At 64.1% G+C, this 23,987-nt stretch carries 23 protein-coding genes; 15 read left to right on the top strand and 8 right to left on the bottom strand.

All coding sequences use genetic code 11. The features are described 5' to 3' along the window. Positions 1-222 precede the first annotated feature (222 nt). The 3 genes from AC5ZG5_RS32555 to AC5ZG5_RS32545 form a co-directional block, all read right to left on the bottom strand. On the bottom strand, positions 223-660 hold the full coding sequence (locus AC5ZG5_RS32555) for a phage holin family protein (RefSeq protein WP_456643568.1): 438 nt from the start codon (positions 658-660) through the stop codon (positions 223-225). 17 nt (positions 661-677) lie between these two features. Further along, positions 678-1,046, bottom strand: coding sequence for an ElaB/YgaM/YqjD family protein (locus AC5ZG5_RS32550; protein ID WP_028165067.1), 369 nt, complete (start codon positions 1,044-1,046; stop codon positions 678-680). A 76-nt stretch (positions 1,047-1,122) separates the two neighbouring features. Beyond that, entirely contained in the window at positions 1,123-2,235 is a 1,113-nt protein-coding gene (locus tag AC5ZG5_RS32545; protein WP_456643567.1) for an AI-2E family transporter, read from the bottom strand. A 198-nt stretch (positions 2,236-2,433) separates the two neighbouring features. Here AC5ZG5_RS32545 and AC5ZG5_RS32540 point away from each other — a divergent pair, with 198 nt between their 5' ends. Together AC5ZG5_RS32540 and AC5ZG5_RS32535 are read left to right on the top strand one after the other, a co-directional pair. Continuing rightward, on the top strand, positions 2,434-3,225 hold the full coding sequence (locus AC5ZG5_RS32540) for a L,D-transpeptidase (protein ID WP_456643566.1): 792 nt from the start codon (positions 2,434-2,436) through the stop codon (positions 3,223-3,225). A gap of 7 nt (positions 3,226-3,232) precedes the next feature. After that, a complete protein-coding gene (locus AC5ZG5_RS32535; RefSeq protein WP_456643565.1) occupies positions 3,233-3,886 on the top strand; it encodes a DUF2865 domain-containing protein in 654 nt (217 codons plus the stop codon). Positions 3,887-3,892: 6 nt separating this feature from the next. On the opposite strand, the gene AC5ZG5_RS32530 is transcribed toward AC5ZG5_RS32535, so the two are convergent. Continuing rightward, complete coding sequence (locus tag AC5ZG5_RS32530; RefSeq protein WP_456643564.1) at positions 3,893-5,986, bottom strand: methyl-accepting chemotaxis protein; 2,094 nt, start codon at positions 5,984-5,986, stop codon at positions 3,893-3,895. Positions 5,987-6,184: 198 nt separating this feature from the next. On the opposite strand from AC5ZG5_RS32530, the gene AC5ZG5_RS32525 reads away from it, so the two are divergent. Next, complete coding sequence (locus AC5ZG5_RS32525; protein WP_130228911.1) at positions 6,185-6,340, top strand: Thivi_2564 family membrane protein; 156 nt, start codon at positions 6,185-6,187, stop codon at positions 6,338-6,340. A 152-nt stretch (positions 6,341-6,492) separates the two neighbouring features. Here the strand turns inward: AC5ZG5_RS32525 and AC5ZG5_RS32520 are convergent, their stop codons facing one another. The 4 genes from AC5ZG5_RS32520 to cysD all read right to left on the bottom strand — a co-directional run bounded on the left by AC5ZG5_RS32520 (position 6,493) and on the right by cysD (position 12,079). After that, positions 6,493-6,693, bottom strand: coding sequence for a CsbD family protein (locus AC5ZG5_RS32520; RefSeq protein ID WP_027579253.1), 201 nt, complete (start codon positions 6,691-6,693; stop codon positions 6,493-6,495). Positions 6,694-6,799: 106 nt separating this feature from the next. Then, entirely contained in the window at positions 6,800-8,962 is a 2,163-nt protein-coding gene (locus tag AC5ZG5_RS32515; protein WP_456643563.1) for a malate synthase G, read from the bottom strand. Between the two features lie 382 nt (positions 8,963-9,344). Beyond that, positions 9,345-11,261, bottom strand: coding sequence for an adenylyl-sulfate kinase (gene cysC, locus AC5ZG5_RS32510; protein ID WP_456643562.1), 1,917 nt, complete (start codon positions 11,259-11,261; stop codon positions 9,345-9,347). A gap of 23 nt (positions 11,262-11,284) precedes the next feature. Further along, on the bottom strand, positions 11,285-12,079 hold the full coding sequence (gene cysD / locus AC5ZG5_RS32505; RefSeq protein WP_027579256.1) for a sulfate adenylyltransferase subunit CysD: 795 nt from the start codon (positions 12,077-12,079) through the stop codon (positions 11,285-11,287). A gap of 256 nt (positions 12,080-12,335) precedes the next feature. Between cysD and cysG the strand changes: the two genes are divergently transcribed. From cysG to AC5ZG5_RS32445, 12 genes are all read left to right on the top strand, one after another. Then, complete coding sequence (gene cysG, locus AC5ZG5_RS32500) at positions 12,336-13,763, top strand: siroheme synthase CysG (protein WP_456643561.1); 1,428 nt, start codon at positions 12,336-12,338, stop codon at positions 13,761-13,763. Further along, positions 13,760-14,077, top strand: coding sequence for a DUF2849 domain-containing protein (locus AC5ZG5_RS32495; RefSeq protein ID WP_130228906.1), 318 nt, complete (start codon positions 13,760-13,762; stop codon positions 14,075-14,077). Before cysG ends, AC5ZG5_RS32495 begins: the two co-directional genes overlap by 4 nt. An 11-nt stretch (positions 14,078-14,088) precedes the next feature. Further along, positions 14,089-15,744 carry a nitrite/sulfite reductase gene (locus AC5ZG5_RS32490; protein ID WP_028165076.1) on the top strand — a complete coding sequence of 552 codons (1,656 nt, stop codon included), beginning with the start codon at positions 14,089-14,091 and terminating at the stop codon, positions 15,742-15,744. Continuing rightward, entirely contained in the window at positions 15,731-16,246 is a 516-nt protein-coding gene (locus tag AC5ZG5_RS32485; RefSeq protein WP_130228905.1) for a DUF934 domain-containing protein, read from the top strand. Before AC5ZG5_RS32490 ends, AC5ZG5_RS32485 begins: the two co-directional genes overlap by 14 nt. Continuing rightward, on the top strand, positions 16,243-16,974 hold the full coding sequence (locus AC5ZG5_RS32480; RefSeq protein WP_456643560.1) for a phosphoadenylyl-sulfate reductase: 732 nt from the start codon (positions 16,243-16,245) through the stop codon (positions 16,972-16,974). The genes AC5ZG5_RS32485 and AC5ZG5_RS32480 overlap by 4 nt, the downstream gene beginning before the upstream one ends. A 109-nt stretch (positions 16,975-17,083) precedes the next feature. Next, complete coding sequence (locus tag AC5ZG5_RS32475) at positions 17,084-18,085, top strand: sulfate ABC transporter substrate-binding protein (protein WP_456643559.1); 1,002 nt, start codon at positions 17,084-17,086, stop codon at positions 18,083-18,085. 67 nt (positions 18,086-18,152) lie between these two features. Continuing rightward, positions 18,153-18,959, top strand: coding sequence for a sulfate ABC transporter permease subunit CysT (gene cysT / locus AC5ZG5_RS32470; RefSeq protein ID WP_165435475.1), 807 nt, complete (start codon positions 18,153-18,155; stop codon positions 18,957-18,959). Positions 18,960-18,971: 12 nt separating this feature from the next. Then, entirely contained in the window at positions 18,972-19,934 is a 963-nt protein-coding gene (gene cysW, locus AC5ZG5_RS32465) for a sulfate ABC transporter permease subunit CysW (RefSeq protein WP_208824146.1), read from the top strand. Then, complete coding sequence (locus tag AC5ZG5_RS32460; RefSeq protein WP_456643558.1) at positions 19,924-20,973, top strand: sulfate/molybdate ABC transporter ATP-binding protein; 1,050 nt, start codon at positions 19,924-19,926, stop codon at positions 20,971-20,973. Before cysW ends, AC5ZG5_RS32460 begins: the two co-directional genes overlap by 11 nt. A 197-nt stretch (positions 20,974-21,170) precedes the next feature. Next, positions 21,171-21,668 carry a CAP domain-containing protein gene (locus AC5ZG5_RS32455; protein WP_130228899.1) on the top strand — a complete coding sequence of 166 codons (498 nt, stop codon included), beginning with the start codon at positions 21,171-21,173 and terminating at the stop codon, positions 21,666-21,668. Positions 21,669-21,763: 95 nt separating this feature from the next. Beyond that, complete coding sequence (locus AC5ZG5_RS32450) at positions 21,764-22,936, top strand: DUF3734 domain-containing protein (protein ID WP_456643557.1); 1,173 nt, start codon at positions 21,764-21,766, stop codon at positions 22,934-22,936. Between the two features lie 7 nt (positions 22,937-22,943). Then, positions 22,944-23,732, top strand: coding sequence for a 3-hydroxybutyrate dehydrogenase (locus tag AC5ZG5_RS32445; RefSeq protein WP_130228898.1), 789 nt, complete (start codon positions 22,944-22,946; stop codon positions 23,730-23,732). Positions 23,733-23,987 lie beyond the last annotated feature (255 nt).

Below are 23,987 nucleotides of genomic sequence, written 5' to 3'. Positions count from 1 at the left end.
TGTGGTCCTACCCCCGTGCTTTTTGTTGCACGGGACCCACGGGTGCAACCGGCACCCGGCTTTCCCTGCGCCCTCTGCTCTCGAGGAGGGCGGAAAAGTGACGCAAAGCTCGGGCAGTTCGTGCCGCGAGAATGCAGGCTCACATCCTCTCCGCTGTTTGACATTTGAATCCGGATCTCACCCCGCGTCGTCCCGGCGTGCGCCGGGACGACGCCACGCCTGTCACTTGTCCGGTGGCGGTTGATCGTTCGCCGCGCCGCGGCTGGCCATCAGCCCCAGCGCCAGCCCTCCGATTGCCACAATCGGGACCAGCCGTTTCACGCCGATGGTGCGGACGAGTTGCAGGCCGGTTGCGATCATTGCGGGGTTGGTGAGGAGGGATTGGCGTGCCGCGCGGGCCATCTCCTCGGCGCGCAGCCGCATCTGCCGCTTGCGTGCGACGTAGAGAGCGGCGGCAATCAGCGCGACCACGACGAAGAGCGCGGCGCAGGCAAGGCAGGCCCAGATCGGCCCATAGGTCTGCTGCACCCAGACGAAGAATGCTGCACAGATGAAGCCGAGCGCAATGAGCGCAGTTGCGGCGATCACGACCGCAAGCGACGTCAGCCGCATGGCGTTGCCGGCCTGCTCCCTGACATCACTGACCAGTCGCTGCAGCATGGGGGACGCGTCCGCCGCTACCTTCGCCAGGCGATGCCGATCAGGAAGCCGAGGCCGAGCGCCAGGCCGACGGTCGCCAGCGGGCGCTGGGTGATGGCGTCCTCCAGCGTCTCCTCGATCGAGGAGTACGCGTCCTGCGCGGCGTCCATCATCGCGCTGCCGCGCTCCGACACATCGCCGACAGCGGATTCGGCGCGGTCGCGTGCCTGGTCGTAGCCGCGGCGTGCCTGTTTTCTGGCGCTGCCGGCGAACGAGTTGAGCGCCTCGGTGATTTGGTCGGTCAGCGCGGCGATGTCGTCCTTCACGTTGGCGACATCCTTCTGCAGGCGTTCATAGGTTGCTTTGTCTGTCATGTTCTTCAATCCGAAATCGCTTGTCGCCGACATCGAACAGCTCCCGAACCAATGTTGCTTCTTGGCAAAACGCGGCGTCGGGAACTAAGTTCCCGAGCCAAAATTGAGTTCACTCCTCCGGCAGATGCGGCGAATTGACCGGCATCAGATGCTCCTTGAGGATCAGCGCGACGATCAGAAGTGGGGAGGCCAGGAACGCGCCCATCGGGCCCCACAGCCAGGTCCAGAACGCCAGTGCGATGAAAATGGCGAGCGCATTCAGGGCAAGTCTTCGGCCGACGATGGTCGGGGTGATGAAATGCCCCTCGAGGAAGGTCAGCACCGCAAAGCAAGCCGGCGCGATCAATCCGGCGCTGATGGTCGGGAAGCTGACGAGCCCGACCAGCACCAGCACCACGAACATCGCAACCGGCCCGATGATCGGGATGAAGTTCAGCGTGGCGGCGAGCGCGCCGAGAGCTGCCGGGGTGGGCATGCCGGTGACGGCGCAGATGAGTCCGGTCCCGATCCCGACGCCGATATTGATCATGGTCACCAGGAGCAGGTAATTGCCGAGGTGCCCCTCGATCTCGTTCAGGATCCGCAAGGTTCGGAGCCGCCAATCGCGATCGCCGAAAGCCATGACGAGCGTCCGCCGCAGGTCCTTCCAGCTTGCGATGAACAGGATCAGGGTGGCGATGAACAGCAGGAATTCGGCAAAGGTCGGCGAGAGGAATTCGAGCGTCGGCTGCACCCATTCGAATTTCGGCAACTGCAAGGGGGCAAGCGTCCCGGAGCCACCGATCATGGTCTGCAATTCCTGCCACAGCCCGAGCGGCCGGTCGAAGATGTGCATCTTCTCCTTCAGTGTCGCTGCGAGCTCTGGCAGCCGGGCGCTCCACTCGATTGCCGGAGCGGAGATGAGCCCGATAGTGAAAGTAGCGGCAGCGCTGACGGCGGCGACGATCAGCACTGCGCCGATCGCGCGGGGCACGCGGTAGCGTTCGAGGAAGCTTGCCGCCGGCGACAGCATGGTGCCGACGATGAAGGCCATCGTGATCGGCAGGAAGAACGCCTTGGCCAGATAGAGTACCGCGACGATGGCGATGACCAGGAGCCCGACCAGCGACAGGGCGACAAGCTCGGTGCGGCGGATGACCGGCGGCAGCTCGGCGTGGCCATTGGGTGCGGGCGTGCCTTCGGCGCCATTGGACAGGAGACGCTCACTGGGAAGGACATGCACGCTGGTTCTCTCCCGCGACGGGCGCGTATCAATTGTGACGCAAACTCCGGGCCGGCCGTCAGGTTCCATCGCGCGATCGTGAGCGCTTGTGTCCTTGACTGGTGCGCCTCTGCCACGGCCGCGCCGGAACCGCGAAGCGATGGCGCGCGTTTGGTTGGGGCAGAGCATCAGCGTGATGCGTATCCAATGGGGCAGCACATGACACCGTCATCCGCTCTATTCCGCCGATCGTCGCGCGCGGCTAACGCGCTTGTCTTCGCCGCCAGCCTGCTGGTGACGCCAATCGCGCTCTCAACCTCGGCAGGTGCCCAGTCGCTGGGCTATGCACCCATCCGGCAGAGCGCGTTTCCGTCCGATGCGGCGTTGACGCCCGAGGCAAGGGATGCGGAAGCCGGCGTGCTGCCGGAGCGGCTGCGCCGTGCGGTGGTGCCGTTCGCGACCAGCGAAGCGGCGGGCACCGTCATCATCGATACCGGCAACACCGCGCTCTACTATGTGCTCGGGCAGGGCCGCGCGATCCGCTACGGCGTCGGCGTCGGCCGCGAAGGCTTCACCTGGTCGGGCGTGCAGAGCATCAGCCGCAAGGCGGAATGGCCGGACTGGTATCCGCCGGCCGAGATGATCAAGCGCCAGCCCTATCTGCCGCGGTTCATCGCCGGCGGTCCCGGCAATCCGCTCGGCGCGCGCGCGATGTATCTCGGCTCGAGCGAATACCGCATCCACGGCACCAACGATCCCTCGACCATCGGCAAGTTCGTCTCTTCCGGCTGCATCCGCATGACCAATGAGGACGTCACCGATCTGTTTGGCCGCGTCAATGTCGGCACCAAGGTCGTGGTGCTGCCCAAGAACGCGCCGGTGCTGGCCCGCGGTTCGGATACCAGGACCACGATCAGCGTGCGCCCGGCGCCGCCGCGTCCGCAAGCCGCGGCGACCACGCTGCCACCGGGCCAACAGGCGATACGACTGAACGTGTCGTCGGTGAATTGAGGTGAGGATGGCCCCAATCCCGCATTGGCGATGGATATTCGGCGCGACGGCGCTCTCGCTTGCCGTCGCCGCGCCGGCGGCGCAGGCCCAGGATTTCTTCTCGCTCCTGTTCGGCGGCTTCGGCCGGCCTCCGATGATCCGACCGCCGTTCGAGGACGGCCCGCCCGCCGTGCAGCAACGGGTTTGGCGGCCGCGATCGTATGACCGCAGCTACGACCACGCCGATAGCATCGGGGGACGAGCGTTTTGCGTGCGTACCTGTGACGGACGTTACTTCCCGCTGCCGGACTCCGACAATGCCAGCCGCGCGCAGAGCTGCAATAGTTTCTGCCCGGCGAGCGAGACCAAGCTGGTCTATGGCAGCAGCATCGACAGCGCCGAGACGGAGGACGGAAAGGCCTATTCGGAACTGCCGAACGCGTTCCGTTATCGAAACGAGCTCGTGGCGGGGTGCACCTGCAATGGCAAGGATCCCGGCGGGCTGGCGCAAATCAAGATCGAGGATGATCCCACGCTGCGCAAGGGTGACATCGTCGCCGGCGAGAACGGCCTGATGGTCGCGGGCCGTCCCGACAAGCGCGGCGCCTCGCTGCAGTTCTCGCCCGCGCCCGACCGCATCCGCGCCAAATATGGGCGCGTGCCGGTCATGGCGCGGGAGTAAGCAGAACTAAGCGGCGCGGATCTTGCCGAGGAAATCGGTGACCTGGTCGCCGAGCCCGCGGCTTTGCGTCTCCAGCGTCTCCGAGGCGAGGCGAACGTCCTCGGCGGCGCCGGCCGCGGAGTCCGCATCGGCCTTCACGCCGGTGATGTTCTCGGACACGTTCTTGGTGCCCTGGGCGGCGAATTGCGTGCTGCGCGTGATCTCCTGGGTCGCGGCGCCCTGTTCCTGCACCGCGGCGGCAATCGCCGTCGCGACCTCGTTGACCTCGCCGATGATGCTGCCGATGCCCTTGATGGCGTCGAAGGCCTCGCCCGCGACCTTCTGGATGTCGGCGATCTGCTCGGAAATCTCCTCCGTCGCCTTCGCGGTCTGGCTCGCCAGCGACTTGACCTCGGAGGCAACCACGGCGAAGCCGCGTCCGGCCTCGCCGGCGCGGGCGGCCTCGATGGTGGCGTTCAGCGCCAGCAAGTTGGTCTGCGCCGCGATGGTGTTGATGAGGCCGATCACCTCGCCGATGCGGCCGGCGGATTTCGCCAGTCCCTGCACGGTCCCGTCGGTGTTGCGGGCCTGGCTGACCGCGCGGCTGGCGATACCGGCTGCATGCGCCGCCTGCTGGCTGATGTCGTTGATCGAGGCGCTCAATTCCTCGGAAGCCGCCGCGACCGTCTCCACGCTCATCGACGCCTCGCCGGACGCCTTTTCGGCGACCTCGACCCGTGCATTGGTCTGGCGCGACACGGCGGAAAGGTTGGCCGACGTCGCCCGCATCTTGCCGGAGGCATCGCCGAGCTGTTCGAGCGTCTGGCGCACCAGATGCTCGAACTCGCCGACATGGTTCTCGATCGCCTGCTGGCGGGCGGCCGCGCCGGCATTGCGCTCGCGCTCCTGCGCTTCGATGCGAAGCTTGTCCTTCGCCTGCTGCTTGAAGGTTTCGAGCGCACCGGCAAGCGCGCCGATCTCGTCCTTGCGCCCGCCATAGCCACTATCGACGTCGAGGTCGCCGGAGGCGACTTTCAGCATGGCATCGCGGATGTTGTGCAGCGGCCTGATGACGCGGCGGCCGATCGCGATCATGGCGCCGACGGTGAGCGCGATCGCACCGGCGAGCAGCGCAAGCTGTGTAATCAGCGAGCGCTGCGCCAGGGCGTATTGGGCTGCGGCGTGATCCTTTGCCGCATCGAGCGCTGCTTCAGCGACCGCCACCGCCGTCCCCATCCGGCCGACGGTGACCGGGCTCCACTGGTTCGCCGTCATCTCGGGCTTCTCGCCATTGGCCAGCGCCGCCACCAGCCGGTCGCGCAGACTTTGATACTCCGGCTCGAAATAAGCGGTCTTGGAGGCGGGGATCGCGGCCGCAAGCATCGGCGGCAATTGCATGCCTGAGGTCGACACCTCGAGCGCCTTCCAGGCGGCATCGATGCCGCCGACGAATTTGGTATAACGGAGGCGGGTTTCCGGCGCGATACGGCCTGCACCAAGTGCGTCCGATACCAGCGCGGAGGCTTCGCCGGCGGTGTTGCGCAACAGCCAGGCGGTCTGCTTGATGTTGAGCAATTGGTCGATCACGGCGTCCTGATGATTGACATCGGCGGCAAGCGTTCCCGACAATTTGTCGAGCACATCGAGCAGCGCCAGCGTCGTCGCCTGATACTCCTTCGCCAGTTCGGCGCGGCGCGCTTCCTTCGGCTTGGCCATCTCCTGCCAGAATTCCTTCTGCTCGGCCGTCAGCAGCGAGAACAGCCGTTCGAACTCCGCCACCAGGGTGGTCTGCTCGGGGAAGTCCATGGTCTTGAGCCGGGCGAGCCCGTTCGCCATCGCCAGCATTTCGGCATCGCGGAGATCGCGGAGGTACTTCTCGATTCCGCTGTCCAGCGGAGATGCGCCGATCAGAAGGCGGTTGGTGGAGGAACGATCGGTCCGCAGGCTGTGCATCGCCTTGAAAAGATTGGCTGAGACATCGGCAATCGTCGAAATCCGGCCCGCCACCTGCAGCCGGCCCCAGCTATCCCACGCATTCAGCGAGAAACCGACGATGATGCAAAATGCAGTGCTCAGGATAACGATTTTCAGCAACGCGGATACAGAAAGGCGATTCAGCATGTGGCTCCCCCAGAGCTGTCGCCATCTGGAACAAGAAGGGTAAAAATTTCCGGAAGCGCTATTGCCGTATATCTACGGAGCTTGCTGAAATAACTGAGCTTTTCTCAAGGGAAGTCGGGTTCCCCACCTGGAACTTCGCGGGCATCTGGCAGTTAAGAGAAGACTAACACGCCATTCACGACGTCCCCGGGGGGCCGCATGCTCGTCAGCATACTCGTCACGTTTCTGGTCGTTATCCTCGTCCTTTACCTGATCAACCTGCTGCCGCTTGATGCGCGCGCCAAGCAGATCGCGCGTGTCGTCGTCATCATCCTGGGTGTGATCTCGCTGTTGAAATACATCGCGGTGTTCTGAGAATGCCCCGAGCAAAAAGCCCCGGCGTTGGCCGGGGCTTTTGCGGCGAGAGCCTGGAGCTTCGGTTCTGATTGAATCAGAGTCGAAGCTCTAGATTCTTGTTTTGACCCGCTTTCTTCACGCGAACCGGTCTCCACTTCGCTCGAAACGCCCTATCGCAGGCTCCGGAACCAGTCGTCCACATCCTTGTGGATCTGGTCCTTGGCGAAGCCGTAGCGCTGCTGCAGCTTGCCTTCGAGCTGCTCGCGGCGGCCTTCGATCACGTTGAGATCGTCATCGGTGAGCTTGCCCCATTTCTCCTTGGCGGCGCCCTTGAACTGCTTCCAGTTGCCCTCGATCCGGTTCCAATCCATTGCCATCTCTCCGATGCTTCAGTTGAGATGGCGTTGAAACGGATTTGATGCCGCACGGGTTCCCTGAAATCGTGCGGCATCGTGACGTGCAACCTTGTGAGTCAGATCAGCCGGCGGCCTTCGCTTCGCGGCGGCGGGCGGTGAGGATGAATTCGGTGTAGCCGTTCGGCTGCTCGCGGCCCTTGAAGATCAGGTCGCAGGCGGCCTTGAAGGCGACGCCGTCGAAGGAGGGCGCCATCGGCCTGTAGAGCGGATCGCCCTTGTTCTGGCCGTCCACGACCACAGCCATGCGCTTCAGCGACTCCATCACCTGATCCCTGGTGATGACGCCCTGGTGCAGCCAGTTCGCCAGATGCTGGCTCGAGATGCGCAAGGTGGCGCGGTCTTCCATCAGGCCGACGTCGTGAATGTCAGGCACCTTGGAGCAGCCGACGCCCTGGTCGATCCAGCGCACGACATAGCCCAGGATGCCCTGGCAGTTGTTGTCGATCTCCTGCTTGACGTCATCCGGCGCCCAGTTCGACTGCGACACCGGAATGGTGAGGATATCGGAGAGCTTTGCGCGCGGGCCGCCCTTGGCCAGCTCCTGCTGGCGCGCGATCACGTTGACCTGGTGATAGTGCAGCGCGTGCAGCGTCGCGGCGGTCGGCGAGGGCACCCAGGCGGTGGTGGCGCCGGCCTGCGGATGGCCGATCTTCTGCGCCAGCATGTCGGCCATCTTGTCGGGCGCCGCCCACATGCCCTTGCCGATCTGCGCATGGCCGGGCAGGCCGTCGACGAGGCCGGTGTCGACATTCCAATCCTCATAGGCCTTGATCCAGGGCTGCGCCTTCATGTCGTTTTTGCGGATCATCGGACCCGCTTCCATCGAGGTGTGGATCTCGTCGCCGGTGCGGTCGAGGAAGCCGGTGTTGATGAACATCACGCGCTTGGCCGCATTCTGGATGCAGGCCTTGAGGTTGACGGTGGTGCGGCGCTCCTCGTCCATGATGCCGACCTTGAGCGTGTTCTCCGGCAGCGAAAGCAGTTTCTCGACCTCGCCGAACAATTCGCAGGTCAGCGCGATCTCGTCGGGGCCGTGCATCTTCGGCTTGACGATATAGACTGAGCCGGTGCGGCTGTTCTTGATCTTCGACTTGCCCTTGAGATCATGGATAGCGAGCAGGCCGGAGACAGCGGCATCGAGGATCCCTTCCGGAATTTCCTCGCCCTTTGCATCGAGCACGGCGTCGGTGAACATGTGATGGCCGACATTGCGCATCAGGAGCAGGCTGCGGCCGTGTAGCGTGAGATCCTTGCCGTCGGGCGTCTTGTAGACGCGGTCGGCATTGAGCGAGCGCGTCAACGTCTTGCCGCCCTTCTCGAAATCGGCCGATAGCGTGCCGGTCATCAGACCAAGCGTGTTGCGATAGACCAGCACCTTGTCCTCGGCATCGACAGCCGCGACGCTGTCTTCCATGTCGAGGATGGTGGAGACCGCCGCCTCCAGGATCATGTCGGCGACCCCTGCCGGATCGTCCTTGCCGATCGGATGATTGCGGTCGATCGTGACGTCGATGTGCAGGCCGTTGTTGACGAGCAGCACGGCGCTCGGCGCGGCCGCATCGCCCTGATAGCCCGCGAACTGCGCGGCTGACTTCAGTGCGGTGGTGCTGCCGTTCTTCAGCTTCACCGCGAGCTTGCCGCCGCTGACGCTGTAGGAGGTGACATCGGCATGGCTTCCGGTCGCGAGCGGAGCGGCCGAATCCAGGAACGCCTTGGCCTTCGCGATCACCTTGTCGCCGCGCGCCTTGTTGTAGCCCCGGCCAGCTTCGCTCGGGTCGTGTGGGATCGCGTCGGTGCCGTAGAAGGCGTCATAGAGGCTGCCCCAGCGCGCATTCGCCGCATTCAGCGCATAGCGCGCATTGGTCAGGGGCACCACGAGCTGCGGACCGCAGATCTTGCCGATCTCTTCGTCGACATTGGCGGTCTCGACCTGCCTGGTCGGCGGCTCCGGGAGCAGATAGCCGATTTCCTTCAGGAAAGCGGTATAGGCGTCGATGTCGAACGCCTTGCCCTTGTGCGCGCGGTGCCAATCGTCGATCTTGGCCTGCAGCGTGTCGCGGAAGGCAAGCAATTCGCGGTTTTTCGGCCCCAGTTTTGCGATGATGGCGGCAAGCCCGGCCCAGAAGGCGTCGGGCGCGATCCCGGTATTGGGGGTCGCCTCGTTGGCGATGAAATCGAACAGGACAGGGGCGATCTTCAATCCGTGGGCTTCGACACGCGTCATGTTGGGCTTTCCAAGAGAAATGGCGGCTACGTACTGTTTTCGGAACGAAAACAGCAAAAAACACGCCAAAAGGCGGGCGGTTCAACGCCCTTTTAACGCTAAAGCCGCGGCCATGAGAAGGCCCCCTGCGGGGCTTGGTGTCCTACCAAAGGAGCGGGCCAGGCCGCCTAAAACATGATGCGATGGGATGGGTAGGCGTCGCGTCGCAGGTGCCCACCTCTCCCCGACGGGGAGAGGTCGATTTGCGCAGCAAATCGGGTGAGGGGCCGCAGCTCTAACGAGGGACCGTAACCCCTCACCCGGCGCTTCGCGCCGACCTCTCCCGTTGGGAGAGGTGGGAGTTTGTGGTCACCACCGAATACAAGCAATAAAGCATCCCGCTCTAAATATTCGCGGCGAGGTCGGCGACTTCCTCGAACAGGATGCCGGTCTGGGCCAGCATCCTTTCGATCTCGTCGACGGCGTCGGCGACTGTCCGGCGCGAGGTATCGATCGTCAGTTCGTTGCCCGCCGGCGGCTCGTAATCATTGGTGATGCCGGTGAAGGAGGGCAGGCCGCCGGCGCGGGCCTTGGCGTAATGGCCCTTGGGATCGCGACTTTCGCAGATTTCCGCAGGCGTCGCGACATAGATCTCGCGGAACGCGCTGTCGGCGATGCGGCGCGCCGCAGCTCGGTCGGAGGCTGCGGGTGAGACCGCGGCGACGATCGCGATATGGCCGTTGCGCGCAAGATGCGTGGCGATCTCCGCGAGACGGCGGATATTTTCGCTGCGATCGGCGTGCGAGAAGCCGAGATCGCTGTTGAGGCCGGCCCGCAAGGTGTCGCCGTCGAGCAGGATCGGCGAGCCGCCGTTGGTGAACAGCCGCCGCTCCAGCGCGAGCGCCAATGTCGATTTGCCGGAACCGGGCAACCCCGTGAACCAGAGCACGGCGCCGCCGTGACGATAGCGGGCCGAACGCTCGTCGGCGCGCAAGGCGGACTCAACCGGCACGATATCGACCGGCACAGCGCGCTGGCCGGCATCGACCGACAGCACGAGGCCGCCGCCGGCGATGCGCCCGTTCACCTCGATCACCAGCCGCCCGGTCCGCGGGCTTTCGCTGTAAGGATCGGCGGCAATCGGCTGCGCCAGCGAGATGTCGATCTCGCCGACATGGTTGCGCGCGATCGAATTGGTTTCCTCGTTGGAGAGCGCGCCGGGATCAACCGCCTTGTCGATCGCGACCACGCTCGCGCGGGTCTCGCGGGTGCCGAGCCGGATCAGGATCTGGTCGCCCTTCGACAATGGCTTGTCGTGCAGCCAGAAGATCCGGGCATGGATGCGGCGGGTGTCGCGCGGGCTCTGGCCGACATGGCCGATGACGTCGCCGCGCTCGATGAAGAGTTCGCGATCGAGCGTGATGCCGACCGAGCGGCCGGCCGTTTGCGGCCCTTGAAGCGGCGTGACCGGCCAGCTCTCGACCGTCTTGATCTTGGCGATCTTGCCGGCCGGCATGATCACGATCTCGTCGCCGGCCTTCAGGCTGCCGGATTCGATGCGGCCGGCGACGATGCGGCGGTCGTCGAATTTGTAGATCGCCTGCACCGGCAGCCGCGGCGGCAAGGTTTCCGCCGGCCGCGCCGGCTCCAGTTCGTCCAGCGCCTCAACGACGCTCGGCCCCTTGTACCAGGCGATCCGCGCCGTGTGCTCGGCGACGCCATCGCCGTCGCGCGCGGAGATCGGGATCACCGCGGATGGCTTGACGCCAAGACCGGTCAGGTGCGCCGATATCTCGTCGCTGATTTCGCCGAAGCGCTCGGCACTGAAATCGACCCGATCCATCTTGTTGACGACGACCGCGACCTGCTTGATGCCGAGCAGATGCAGCAGATAGCCGTGCCGCCGCGTCTGGTCGCGCACGCCCTCCAGCGCGTCGATGATCAGCACAGCGCCGTCGGCCTGCGAGGCGCCGGTGATCATGTTGCGGAGGAATTCGGCGTGGCCGGGCGCGTCGATCAGCACCACGTCGCGCGAGCGGGTGCGGAAGCGGATCTGCGTGGTGTCGATGGTGATGCCCTGGTCGCGCTCGGTCTGCAGCGCATCCAACAGGAACGACCATTCGAACGGCATGCCGCGCCGCGCGCTGACGGCCTTCAGCATTTCGAGCTTGCCGTCGGGCAAGCTGCCGGTCTCGTGCAAGAGGCGGCCGACGAGGGTGGATTTGCCATGATCGACATGGCCGACGATGACGATACGGACTTGCGGACGCGTGGTGCCGTTCGGTGTCGCGGAGATCGCGCTGGGAAGAACCATGTTCATCGAAAACGCCTTAAGCTCGCTTCTCAGAGATAACCGGCGACACGCAGCCGCTCGAACGCATCCTCGGTCTCGTGATCGAGTGCGCGGCCCGCGCGTTCCGGCACCTTGGTGTCTTCGAGCTCGGCCAGGATCTCATCGATGTTTGACGCGGTCGACGCGACGGGGAAGGTGATGTCGGCATCGCCAAGCGAACGATAGCGCTTGCCGTCCTTTGCCAGATAAAGCGGGATGATCGGGATGTTCTCGCGCCTTGTGTAGGCCCAGATGTCGGCTTCGGTCCAATGCAGGATCGGGTGGATGCGCAGATGCGCGCCCTGCGGCGGGGAGGCGTTGAAATGATCCCAGAATTCCGGCGGCTGGTCGCGCACGTCCCATTCGCCCTCGAGCCCCCGCGGCGAGAACACGCGCTCCTTGGCGCGCGTGGCCTCTTCGTCGCGGCGGATGCCGGCGATCAATCCGTCAAAGCCGTGTTTGACCAGCGCGAGCTTCAGGCCCTCCGTCTTGCGTGCAGCGGAGCGCGCCGCGGGCGGCAGCGTGGGATCGACACTATCGATCGGCGGGCAGGGTTCGACGCGGAGGTCGAGATCCCATTCCTTCGCGTAGCGATCGCGGAAGGCATACATCTCCGGAAATTTCTTGCCGGTATCGACATGCATGGCAGGAAAGGGCACGCGGCCGAAGAAGGCCTTGCGCGCGAGCCAGATCATCACGTTGGAGTCCTTGCCGAGCGACCAGAGCAGCGCGAGCTTCTTCAGCCGCGCGAACGCCTCGCGCAGAATGTAGATGCTTTGCGCCTCGAGTTCGTCGAGATGATCCATGGAAGGCGCTGTCGCGGGTTCTTCGATGAGGATTTTCCGCGGCACCTTTATTCCCTCTTTGGGCTCAGAAGCGCGCAAGCGTGCTTTGCCGGATTCATTGTCGAGAAGATGCATCTCTGTGCCTTGGCCTTTGGAGGCGAAAATTCTATAGTTGCGATGCAATAGAGAAGAAATAAATTTCTCTTTGCGGGCGCTTGCCGACACATATATAGAATAAAATTCCAGTCAACCCATAAGTTGGGGAAGCGAGTGGCGCATGCGGTTCTTGCCGGTGTTCCTGGATCTGCAAACGGGCGTGGTGCTGCTGGTCGGCGCGGGCGATCTCGTGCGCGCGAAGCTGCGTCTGCTCGCGGCCGCCGGCGCGCGCGTCCGCTGGTTTGCGACTGACGGCAATCATGATGTGAGCGGGATCGATGCGACGCGCATCGAACTCGCAACGGGCGATCCACTCGCCGCTGATCTCAGCGGCGTCATCGCGGTGCTCTGCGCGGGCGCCGGCGATGTCGGTGTTGCGCTGGCGGCGCGCGCGAGGGCTGTCGGCCTGCCCGTCAATGTGATGGACGATCTCGAGCATTCCACCTTCATCTTCCCGGCGATCGTCGATCGCGGCGATGTCGTGGTCGCCGTCGGCACCGGCGGCGCCTCGCCGGTGGTGGCGCGCCGCGTGCGCGAGCGGATCGAGGCGGTGCTGCCGGCCCGCATCGGCGATCTCGCATCCTTCATCGGCCAATTCCGCAAATCCATACATGCGCGCATCGGCGAATTCGCGCTGCGTCGCCGCTTCTGGGAGCGCATTGTCGACGGTCCGATCGGCGCGCTGGTGCTGGCCGGTCGGAGAGACGAAGCCGAGAAGGCGTTGCAGCAGATTTCCGATCCTTCCGCCTTTGCCGGCGCGACAGCGCTCGGCAAGGCCAAGGGCCATGTGACGCTGGTCGGTGCCGGACCTGGCGATCCGGATCTCCTCACCATCAAGGCACTGCGCGCGCTGCAGGACGCCGACATCGTGTTCTATGACGAATTGGTGTCACCAGAGATTCTCGACCGCGTGCGCCGCGACGCCTCGCGCATTCCGGTCGGCCGCCGCGTCGGCAAGCCCGGCATCGGCCAGGATGCCATCAACAGACTGATGATCGAGGCCGCGAAATCGGGACAGCGCGCGGTGCGGCTGAAGGGCGGCGATCCCTTCATCTTCGGCCGAGGCGGCGAAGAGATCGAAGCGCTGCGCCAAGCAGGCGTCGCCTATTCGGTGATCCCCGGCATCACGGCGGGCTTAGGTGCCGCCGCGCAATTCGAGGCGCCGCTGACCTTCCGCCACGAGGCGCTGCGCATCACCTTCCTCACCGCGCACAAGGCGCGTGACGCCGAGACTATCGACTGGTCGGCGCTAACAGACAAGAAGATGACCGTCGTGGTCTATATGGGCATGACCGCCGCGCCGACGATCCGCGCCGGCCTGTTGGCCGCTGGCCGCTCGCCACAAACGCCGGTCGGCGTGTTCGCGCGGGTGACGCGGCCGGATGCCAAGGCCGCGGTCGGAACGCTCGAACATCTGCCGTCGCTGGTCGAGAAGATCGATGGCGGCCCCGCCATCCTCGTCATCGGCGACGTCGTCTCCCACTCCGCGCCGTGGCGCCATGCCAACCTCAACCAAGTGATCTCGGACCTTTTGGAAGCTGCCGAATGACCTCTCCGCTTGAACAGAAGAAAATCAGAATTACCGGGCCTTCGGTAGTGACCGCCAACCGCACTCATGACGGCGTGGTGATCTATCGCACCCCGCAGCATGGCTGGTCGTCGCGCCTTGCGGATGCCGCCATCGTCCGCACATCCGACGATGCGCGGGCGCTGCTTGCCGAAGCGGTGGCCGATGACGTCGGCGCGATCGGTGCCTACATCGCGCCGGTCGAAATCAAGGACAATGGAGAGATTGCGCCCGGCAATCTCCGCGAACATATCCGGTCGGAAGGCCTCACCATCGAGCTTCCGGTTCCGGCTTAAGGTTCTCCCTCATGTACGCATATGACGAACTCGATCGCACGCTCCTTCACGAACGTGTCGAAGAATTCCGCGACCAGGTGAAGCGCCGGCTTTCCGGCGAACTCACCGAGGACGAATTCAAGATTCTGCGATTGCAGAACGGCGTGTACCTGCAGCTTCACGCCTATATGTTCCGCGTCGCGATCCCCTATGGCACGCTGTCAACAAAGCAATTGCGCGCGCTTGCCCATGTCGCGCGCCGCTACGACCGCGGCTACGGACATTTCACGACGCGGCAGAACATCCAGTTCAACTGGATCAAGCTCGCCGAGCTGCCGGACGCGCTCGCCGATCTTGCCGAGGTCGGCATCCACGCCATGCAGACCTCCGGCAACAACATGCGCAACGTCACCTCCGACCAGTGGGCGGGCGTTGCGCCCGGCGAGGTCGAGGATCCCCGCATCTGGTCGGAGCTGCTTCGGCAGCACACGACGCTGCATCCGGAATTCTCGTTCCTGCCGCGCAAGTTCAAGATCGCGATCACCGCGTCCGAGCACGATCGCGCCGCGATCAAGATCCACGACATCGGCCTGCGGCTGCACAAGAACGCCGATGGCGAAACCGGCTTCGAGGTGCTGGTCGGCGGCGGGCTCGGCCGCACGCCGTTCATCGCCAAGACCATCAAGCCGTTCGTACACGGCCGCGACATCCTGAGCTATGTCGAGGCGATCCTGCGCGTCTACAACCAGTACGGCCGCCGCGACAACATCTACAAGGCGCGCATCAAGATCCTCGTGCACGAGCTCGGCATCGAGAAGTTCGGCAAGGAAGTCGAGGAAGAGTGGCAGCAATTGCGCGACAGCGCGCTGACGCTCGACGACGGCGCGATCGAGGAAGTGCGCTCGCGCTTTTCCTATCCGGCCTACGAGAAGCTGCCGCACATGCCCGACGAGCTGAAGCAGGCGGCGCATGATCCGCTGTTCGAGCGCTGGCGCAAGAATTCGGTGTTTCCGCACAAGGTGCAGGGCTATTCGATCGTGACGCTGTCGCTGAAGCCGGTCGGCGGTCCGCCCGGCGATGCCACCGCCGAACAGATGGATGTGATCGCCGATCTCGCCGACCGCTATTCCTTCGGCGAGATCCGCGTCGGCCATGAGCAGAACCTGGCGCTGCCGCATGTCGCCAAGCGGGATCTGCCGGCGCTGTGGAAGGCGCTCGACAAGGCCGGGCTCGCGACGCCGAACGTGAACCTGGTCTCCGACATCATCGCCTGCCCAGGGCTCGACTACTGCTCTCTGGCGAATGCGCGCTCGATCCCGATCGCGCAGGAATTGACGCGGCGTTTTGCCAATCACGACACCGCAGGCCTGATCGGCCGGCTGCACATCAATATCTCCGGCTGCATCAACGCCTGCGGCCATCACCACGTCGGCCATATCGGCATCCTCGGTGTCGAGAAGAACGGCGAGGAATTTTATCAGATCACGATCGGCGGCCGCGCCGACGAGGGCGCCGCGCTCGGTACGCTGATCGGCCCTTCGGTGCCCTATGGCGAGGTCGCCGACGTGGTCGAGGACATCGTCGAGGCCTATCTGGCGCTGCGCTATTCCCCCGATGAACTCTTCATCGACACGGTCAAGCGGCTCGGCGTCGAACCTTTCAAGGAGCGGGTCTATGCCACTCGTTAAGAACGGAAAAATCGCAACCGACATCTACGCCCATGTCGCCGACGGCGCCGAGATCCCGGCTGATGGCGCAATCCTGGTGCCGGCGGCGCGCTTCCTTGACGATCCCGAGGCGCTGCTGCGCCGGCCCGGCAAGGTCGGCGTGGTCTGGCCGAATAACCGCGATCTCGACGAGCTCGTGCCCTATCTCGACCGGCTCGCCGCGGTCGCGCTGGTGTTTCCGTCGTTCCGCGACGGCCGCGCCTATAGCCAGGCGCGGCTGCTTCGTGAGCGCTATCGCTTCCAGGGCGAATTGCGCGCCACCGGCCAGGTGCTGCGCGACCAGTTCGTGTTCATGCTGCGCGCCGGCTTCGATGCGCTCGACGTGAAGAAGGAAAAGGATGCGGACGCCTTCGCGGAGACGGTGAAACGCTACACCGTATTCTACCAGCCGACCGGCGACGGCCGCACCACCGCGCTGAGCCGCCGCACGCAATTGCGTCATTCCGAAAGCGCCAGCCCATGAACGCGCTGGCGCCAGAGATGTCGATCGAGGCGCTGTCGGCGCTGCCGTCGGTACAGGAGCTCAATCGCGTCCTGCGCGCGGCGACGCCGTTCGAGGTCATCGAGACCGCGCTGAAGACGGTCGGCCGTGAGCGCCTGGCGCTGGTCTCGTCCTTCGGCACGGAATCGGCGGCGCTGCTCAAGGTGATGGCCGATGTCGATCCGGCTATCCCCGTGATCTTCCTCGATACCGGGTGGCTGTTCGCGGAAACGCTTGCCTATCGCGACACGCTGATCGACACGCTTGGTCTGACCGATGTTCGCTCGATCAAGCCGCTCGAGGAGACGCTTCACCGCGACGATCCCGAGCGCGATCTCTGGTTCTCCGATCCCGACGCCTGCTGCCGCATCCGCAAGGTCGAGCCGCTGACGCGCGCGCTGGCGCCGTTCGCCGCCTGGCTCAACGGGCGCAAACGCTTTCAGGGCGGCGCCCGCGCCGACATCCCCGTGGTCGAGGAAGACGGCGTGCGCCTGAAATTCAATCCCTTCGCCAACGCGACACGCGAAGAGATCGAGGCGATCTACCGCGACGGCAAGCTGCCGCCGCATCCGCTGATTGCCTCCGGATATATGTCGGTCGGCTGCATGCCCTGCACCAGCCGCACCGCGCCCGATGAGGATGCGCGCGCCGGCCGCTGGCGTGGTCGTGCCAAGACAGAATGCGGCATTCATACGATGAAGACTTCTTAGGACAATGACGCTGCCACGCCGCGAACAATGAAATGCGGTTCCGTTGACTAAAGCGCTCTTCGCCGTGAGTTATGTTCCACGTGCTCCGGTGTTGCTTCATCCGATTTGAATGGAGATAGAGATGGTCCGTCGTATCCTGCCGCTCGTCGCGGGTTTGCTGTGGGCGGGTTCGGCTTTCGCCGCCGATTACTCGCTGCTCAACGTGTCCTACGATCCGACGCGTGAGCTCTATGCTGATTTCAACAAGGCGTTTGCCGCGGCCTATCAGAAGGAGACCGGCAAGAGCGTCGAGATCAAGCAGTCGCATGGCGGCTCCGGCTCGCAGGCGCGCGCCGTGATCGACGGCCTGCAGGCCGACGTGGTCACGCTCGCGCTCGCCTACGACGTCGACGCGGTCGCGGCCAAAGGCCTGATCGCGCCGGACTGGCAGAAGCGTCTGCCGCAGAATGCCGCACCCTACACCTCGACCATCGTGTTCCTGGTGCGCAAGGGCAATCCCAAAGGCATCAAGGATTGGGACGATCTGATCAAGCCAGGCGTTGCCGTCATCACGCCGAACCCGAAGACCTCGGGCGGCGCTCGCTGGAATTATCTCGCCGCCTGGGGCTATGCACAGAAGAAGTTCGGCTCGGCCGACAAGGCCAAGAAGTTCGTCGGCGACCTCTATCAGAACGTCCCGGTGCTCGACACCGGCGCGCGTGGTTCGACCGTCACCTTCGTCGAGCGCGGCGTCGGCGACGTGCTGCTTGCCTGGGAAAACGAGGCGTTTCTGGCGCAGCGCGAGTTCGGCAAGGACAAGTTCGAGATCGTCTCGCCGCCGCTGTCGATCCTCGCCGAGCCGCCACTCGCGGTCGTCGATGCGATCGCGGACAAGAAGGGCACCAGGACGGTTGCCGAGGCCTATCTGAAATATTGGTATACCAGGGAAGGCCAGGAAATCGCCGCGCGTAATTCTTACCGTCCGCGCGATCCGGAGATTGCCAAGGAATACGAGAAATCCTTCGCCAAGGTTGAACTTTTCACCATCGACGACGTTTTCGGTGGTTGGACCAAGGCGCAGAAGGAGCACTTCGCCGAGGGCGGCATCTTCGACCAGATCTACAAGAATTGATCTGGCCGGGCCCGTGGGGGCAGAAGCAGGGGGATAGGTGAGCACAGCGGTTGCACGGCGCAGCACTTTGCCGGGGTTCGGTCTCACCATGGGACTGACCCTGACATGGCTCTCCGTTATCGTCCTGATTCCGCTCGCCGGTCTCTTTCTCAAGACGTTTGAGCTGAGTTTCGATCAGTTCTGGGGCATCGTCACCAGCCGCCGCACCCTGAGCGCGCTGAAGATTTCGTTTGGGCTTTCGTTTGCCGCGGCTTGCGTCAATCTGGTGATGGGCACGGTCATCGTCTGGGCGCTGGTGCGCTACCGCTTTCCGGGACGGCGGCTGTTCGATGCGATCGTCGATATCCCCTTCGCGCTGCCGACCGCGGTTGCCGGCGTCGCGCTGACCCAGCTCTTTGCACAGAAGGGCTGGTTGGGGGCGCCGCTTGCCGAGCTGGGCATCAAGGTCGCGTTCACGCCGATCGGCATTTTCGTTGCCATGGTCTTCATCGGCATTCCCTTCGTGGTGCGGACGGTGCAGCCGGTGCTGATCGATCTCGATCCGGAGATCGAGGAGGCCGCGGCAAGCCTCGGCGCCAACCGCTGGCACACGGTATTTCGCGTGATCCTGCCGAGCCTGATCCCGGCGCTCTTGACCGGCTTTGCGCTCGCCTTTGCCCGCGCCGTCGGCGAATATGGCTCGGTCATCTTCATCGCCGGCAATCTGCCGAATGTTTCCGAGATCGCGCCATTGTTGATCGTGATCCGGCTCTCCGAATTCCGTTATGCGGATGCCACCGCAATCGCGGTGGTCATGCTGCTGGCTTCGTTCATCATCATCTTCGCGGTCAATCGCCTGCAGCGCTGGGCGCAGACCCGCATTCCCACTCACTAGAGGGCCGGATCGATGTCGCTGCAATCGAACCTGGCTTCCTCCACCACGCAGTTGCGGGCCTATGCCCCGAAGGCCGACCTCAATGTCGCCTCGCCGCCCTCGCAGCGGGAGAAGGTGCGCCCGCACACGGCGGCCTCGAAGCGGGATCTGCGCACCGAGCCCCGGCCGATCCGCTTCCTGATCGTCGCGCTGGCGCTGCTCTTCCTCACCGTATTCGTGGTGCTGCCGCTGGTCGTGGTGTTCGCGTCGGCGTTTTCGCGCGGCATCTCGGCCTATTTCGCGGCGCTCAGCGAGCCGGAGGCGCTCTCGGCGATCCAGTTGACGCTCCTGATCGCGGCGATCTCCGTCAGCCTCAACCTCATCTTCGGCGTGATCGCGGCCTGGGCGATCTCGAAATTCGATTTCGCCGGCAAGACTTTTCTGATCACGCTGATCGACCTGCCGTTCTCGGTCAGTCCCGTGATCTCGGGCCTGGTCTTCGTGCTCTTGTTCGGTGCACAGGGTTTCTTCGGGACCTGGCTGCAGGCGCACAACATCCACATCCTGTTCGCGGTACCCGGCATTGCGCTCGCCACCATCTTCGTGACCTTCCCCTTCGTCGCGCGCGCGCTGATTCCATTGATGCAGGAGCAGGGCACGCAGGAGGAGGAAGCCGCGATCTCGCTGGGCGCGTCAGGATTGCAGACCTTCTTCCGCGTCACCTTGCCCAATATCAAATGGGGCCTGCTCTACGGCGTCCTGTTGTGTAACGCGCGCGCGATGGGCGAGTTCGGCGCGGTGTCGGTGGTCTCGGGCCATATCCGGGGCGAGACCAATACCATGCCGCTGCTGGTCGAAATCCTTTATAATGAATATCAGTTCGTGGCGTCGTTCGCGATCGCGTCGCTGCTTGCGATGCTGGCGTTGATCACGCTGGTCGTGAAGACGATCCTCGAACGGCGTCTGGACGAAGGGCAGATTGTCAGTGACGATTGAAGTCAGGAATATCGTAAAGAAGTTCGGCGATTTCGCAGCGCTCGACACTGTCAGCCTGAAGGTCGGCGACGGCGAGCTGTTGGCGCTGCTCGGGCCATCCGGCTCCGGCAAGACCACGCTGCTGCGGATCATTGCCGGCCTCGACTGGCCCGAGGCGGGCGAAGTCACGATCGACGGCGAGGATGCGCTGGGCCGCGGCGCCAGCGAGCGCCATGTCGGCTTCGTGTTCCAGCACTATGCGCTGTTCCGTCACATGACGGTGTTCGAGAACGTCGCCTTTGGCCTCCGCGTGCAGCCGCGCGCGATCCGCAAGGACGAGAAGGCGATCCGCGCCCGCGTCAAGGAGCTGCTCGATCTGGTGCAGCTCGACTGGCTGTCGGATCGCTATCCGAGCCAGCTATCCGGTGGCCAGCGCCAGCGCATCGCGCTCGCCCGTGCGCTCGCGATCGAGCCGCGCATCCTGTTGCTCGACGAGCCCTTCGGCGCGCTCGATGCCAAGGTGCGCAAGGAGCTCAGGCAATGGCTGCGCTCGCTGCATCAGGAGATCCACGTCACCTCGATCTTCGTCACCCATGACCAGGAAGAGGCGCTCGAGGTCGCCAACCGCGTGGTCGTCATGGACAAAGGCCGCATCGAGCAGATCGGCACCCCCGGCGAGGTTTATGACAATCCGGCGACGGCCTTCGTCCACGGCTTCATCGGCGAATCCATCGTGCTGCCGGTCGATGTCAGCGATGGCGCGGTCCGGCTCGGCGGCAGGCCGCTCAACATCGCCGCCAATGGTGCGGCGCCCGGCGCCTCCAAATTGTTCGTGCGCCGCCATGACATGCAGATCGGCCCGGCGGGAGGCGGATCGCTGGAAGGGGCGGTGCGCCACGTCCGCTCCTTCGGCCCGATCCAGCGTGCCGAGGTCGCGCTTGCCGACAGTGAAGGCAAGACCGTGATCGAGATCGATGCGCCGCGCGATCGGGAACTGCAGGCCGGCGAAATCATCTCGCTGGAACCCCGCCGCTACCGTATTTTCGCGGCTCACGAATAGCTGCCGTAGCCCGGGTGAAGCGGAGCGCAACCCGGGATTCGCATCCAGGCGCGAAAAGGCCCCGGATTACGCTTCGCTCCATCCGGGCTACAGGATCTCGCGGACCGCCATCGCCGCGGCAAAAAAAGCCCCCCGTTCACCATTCAGCCACGGTTGGTATGCAACAACGGCGGACCAACCTTGGGGGAATCCTTTCAGTGAAACGGACGACCGTCGCCCTCTTTGGGCTTCTGGTGCTGGGCGGCTGCGCGGCAGACACTCCACTTCCGGAACAGCCGGCCATGTATGTCAACATGGCTGCACCCGGCGCCGTCCTGGACACCCAGGCCGCCGCGACCATGATCTCGCAATATCGCCAGAACAACGGCCTCGGCGCCGTGGTGGTGGACCCTGCGCTCGTCAAGCTCGCCGAGCAGCAGTCGCAGGCCATGGCGGCGCGCAACAAGATGGACCATGACGTGAAGGCCCCGCTCGGCAAACGGCTGGAAGGCTCCGGCTATCCGGCGACGGTGGCGGTCGAAAACGTGTCCGCCGGCTATCATACGCTGGCGGAAGCGTTTTCCGGCTGGCGCGATTCGCCGCCACACAAAGCCAATATGCTCAAGGGCGGTGTCACAAAATTGGGCATTGCCGCGAGCTATGCGCCGAACACCAAGTACAAGGTGTTCTGGACGCTCATTCTCGCGTCAACCTAACTCTGCGTGATCGTCACGCCAGATCAGGCCGATTGACGCGGTCGCGAACTGCGGCCACGGTGGGCGCCATTATACACCACTGATTGACGGTCACGATGGATACTTCAGATCCTCCGCCCGCCACGACGCCCGCGCAGGCGCAGCGCGTATTGGTCCTGCAGGGCGGCGGCGCCCTTGGCTCATATCAGGCCGGAGCATTTCAGGCGCTCTGTCGCGCCGGCTTCGAGCCTGACTGGGTTGCCGGAATCTCGATCGGCGCCGTCAATGCCGCGATCATCGCCGGCAACGAGCCGGACAAGCAGGTGCCGCGCTTAAAGGAATTCTGGGAGATGGTGTCGCGTCCGGTATCCTGGAATCCGATAGCGCCCGGCGACCGCGCCCGCACTTTGTTCAACGAGACCAGCGCCGCCATCATCGCGACATTCGGCGTGCCTGGCTTCTTTGCGCCGCGGATTCCGCCTGCGCCGTTCTGGCCCATGGGCAGCGCGCAGTCGCAAAGCTATTACGACACCGCGCCCCTGAAGAAGACGCTGGAGCGGCTGGTCGATTTCGACCGCATCAACGACCTCAAGACCCGGCTTTCGGTCGGCGCCGTCGGCGTGACCTCCGGCAATTTCAGGTATTTCGACAATTACGAGTTCAAGAAGCTCGGCAAGAAGATCGGCCCCGAGCACATCATGGCCTCCGGCGCGCTGCCGCCGGGCTTTCCGGCGGTCCTGATCGAAGGCGAGCATTATTGGGATGGCGGTATCGCCTCCAACACCCCGCTCGACTTCGTGCTTGATGAGGAGACCCGCCGCGATCTCCTGATCTTCCAGGTCGATCTGTTCAGCGCCCGCGGACCGTTGCCGAATTCGCTATTGGAGGCGGCCGAGCGTGAAAAGGACATCCGCTTTTCCAGCCGCACGCGGATGAACACCGACAAGAACAGGCAGATCCACAATGCCCGCATGGCGGTGCGTGATCTCATCGGCAAGCTGCCGGATTATCTGAAGAACGATCCCTCCGTTGAATTGCTGCGGCAGGCCTCCAAGGAGAACACCGTCACGGTGGTGCACCTGATCTACCGCAGCAAGAACTATGAGACCTCGTCGAAGGATTACGACTTCTCCCATGTCGCCATGGTCGAGCATTGGGAGGCGGGCGTCCGCGACGTTCATTTGTCGATGCGTCACAAAGAATGGCTAGAACGGCCGCAGTCCGGGGAAACCATGGTGACCTACGATCTCACGGGGGACGTCGATCCGTTCCCCGCAAAGAAGGAGTGAAGCAGATATGGCTACGTTGACAGGCAAGACCGCTGTCGTGACCGGCTCGACCAGCGGCATCGGATTGGCGATTGCGCGTAAATTCGCCAGCGCGGGGGCCAATGTCGTCATCAACGGCATGGGCGTGCCGGCCGATATCGAGCGCGAGCGCTCCGGCATCGAGACCGATTTCAAGGTCAAGGCCGCCTATTCGCCGGCCGACATGACCAAGCCCGCCGAGATCGCCGAAATGATCGCGCTCGGCGAAAAGACCTTCGGCTCGGTCGACATCCTCGTCAACAATGCCGGCATCCAGTTCGTCTCTCCGATCGAGGAATTTCCGATCGAGAAGTGGGATGCGATCATCGCGATCAACCTGTCGTCGGCGTTTCATGGCATCCGCGCCGCGGTGCCGGGGATGAAGAAGCGCGGCTGGGGCCGCATCATCAACACCGCCTCCGCGCATTCGCTGGTCGCCTCGCCCTTCAAGTCGGCCTATGTCTCGGCCAAGCACGGCATCGCGGGCCTCACCAAGACAGTGGCGCTCGAGCTTGCGACCTTCAAGATCACCTGCAACTGCATCAGCCCCGGCTATGTCTGGACGCCGCTGGTCGAGCACCAGATTCCGGAGACCATGAAGGCGCGCAATATGACCAAGGAGCAGGTCATCAAGGACGTGCTGCTCGAGGCCCAGCCGACCAAGGAATTCGTCACCGCCGACCAGGTCGGCGCGCTCGCATTGTTCCTCTGCAGCGACGACGCCGCGCAGATCACCGGCTCCAACTACTCCATCGATGGCGGCTGGACCGCGGAGTAGGGCGCTTTGGTTCGGCGCGTACCTGTATGCCCCGCGATGACGGGGCATACAGTATCCGGCGGCCTCTCGGCTCAAGCACAACCGCCTCTGGAATACTGGATCGTCAGGTCAAGCCGGACGATGACAGCGGAGAGCTGTTTGAAATTTGAATCAGAACCCATCCCCGCGTCATTGCGAGCAGCTGGCCGTCTAGAGCATTTTCGGTTCTGATGGAATCAGAACCGGAGCTCTAGATTCTAGTTTTGACGCGTTTTC

This window comes from Bradyrhizobium sp. Ses1, assembly GCF_059512365.1.
This window is presented reverse-complemented; position numbering and strand designations above follow the sequence as displayed.

Excerpts from the sequence above, each read along its gene's own strand:
- AC5ZG5_RS32555 (WP_456643568.1), bottom strand. The coding sequence starts at position 660 with ATGCTGCAGCGACTGGTCAGTGATGTCAGGGAGCAGGCCGGCAACGCC.
- AC5ZG5_RS32550 (WP_028165067.1), bottom strand. The coding sequence starts at position 1,046 with ATGTCGGCGACAAGCGATTTCGGATTGAAGAACATGACAGACAAAGCA.
- AC5ZG5_RS32540 (WP_456643566.1), top strand. The coding sequence starts at position 2,434 with ATGACACCGTCATCCGCTCTATTCCGCCGATCGTCGCGCGCGGCTAAC.
- AC5ZG5_RS32535 (WP_456643565.1), top strand. The coding sequence starts at position 3,233 with ATGGCCCCAATCCCGCATTGGCGATGGATATTCGGCGCGACGGCGCTC.
- AC5ZG5_RS32530 (WP_456643564.1), bottom strand. The coding sequence starts at position 5,986 with ATGCTGAATCGCCTTTCTGTATCCGCGTTGCTGAAAATCGTTATCCTG.
- AC5ZG5_RS32525 (WP_130228911.1), top strand. The coding sequence starts at position 6,185 with ATGCTCGTCAGCATACTCGTCACGTTTCTGGTCGTTATCCTCGTCCTT.
- AC5ZG5_RS32520 (WP_027579253.1), bottom strand. The coding sequence starts at position 6,693 with ATGGATTGGAACCGGATCGAGGGCAACTGGAAGCAGTTCAAGGGCGCC.
- AC5ZG5_RS32515 (WP_456643563.1), bottom strand. The coding sequence starts at position 8,962 with ATGACGCGTGTCGAAGCCCACGGATTGAAGATCGCCCCTGTCCTGTTC.
- cysC (WP_456643562.1), bottom strand. The coding sequence starts at position 11,261 with ATGAACATGGTTCTTCCCAGCGCGATCTCCGCGACACCGAACGGCACC.
- cysD (WP_027579256.1), bottom strand. The coding sequence starts at position 12,079 with ATGGATCATCTCGACGAACTCGAGGCGCAAAGCATCTACATTCTGCGC.
- cysG (WP_456643561.1), top strand. The coding sequence starts at position 12,336 with ATGCGGTTCTTGCCGGTGTTCCTGGATCTGCAAACGGGCGTGGTGCTG.
- AC5ZG5_RS32495 (WP_130228906.1), top strand. The coding sequence starts at position 13,760 with ATGACCTCTCCGCTTGAACAGAAGAAAATCAGAATTACCGGGCCTTCG.
- AC5ZG5_RS32490 (WP_028165076.1), top strand. The coding sequence starts at position 14,089 with ATGTACGCATATGACGAACTCGATCGCACGCTCCTTCACGAACGTGTC.
- AC5ZG5_RS32485 (WP_130228905.1), top strand. The coding sequence starts at position 15,731 with ATGCCACTCGTTAAGAACGGAAAAATCGCAACCGACATCTACGCCCAT.
- AC5ZG5_RS32480 (WP_456643560.1), top strand. The coding sequence starts at position 16,243 with ATGAACGCGCTGGCGCCAGAGATGTCGATCGAGGCGCTGTCGGCGCTG.
- AC5ZG5_RS32475 (WP_456643559.1), top strand. The coding sequence starts at position 17,084 with ATGGAGATAGAGATGGTCCGTCGTATCCTGCCGCTCGTCGCGGGTTTG.
- cysW (WP_208824146.1), top strand. The coding sequence starts at position 18,972 with ATGTCGCTGCAATCGAACCTGGCTTCCTCCACCACGCAGTTGCGGGCC.
- AC5ZG5_RS32450 (WP_456643557.1), top strand. The coding sequence starts at position 21,764 with ATGGATACTTCAGATCCTCCGCCCGCCACGACGCCCGCGCAGGCGCAG.
- AC5ZG5_RS32445 (WP_130228898.1), top strand. The coding sequence starts at position 22,944 with ATGGCTACGTTGACAGGCAAGACCGCTGTCGTGACCGGCTCGACCAGC.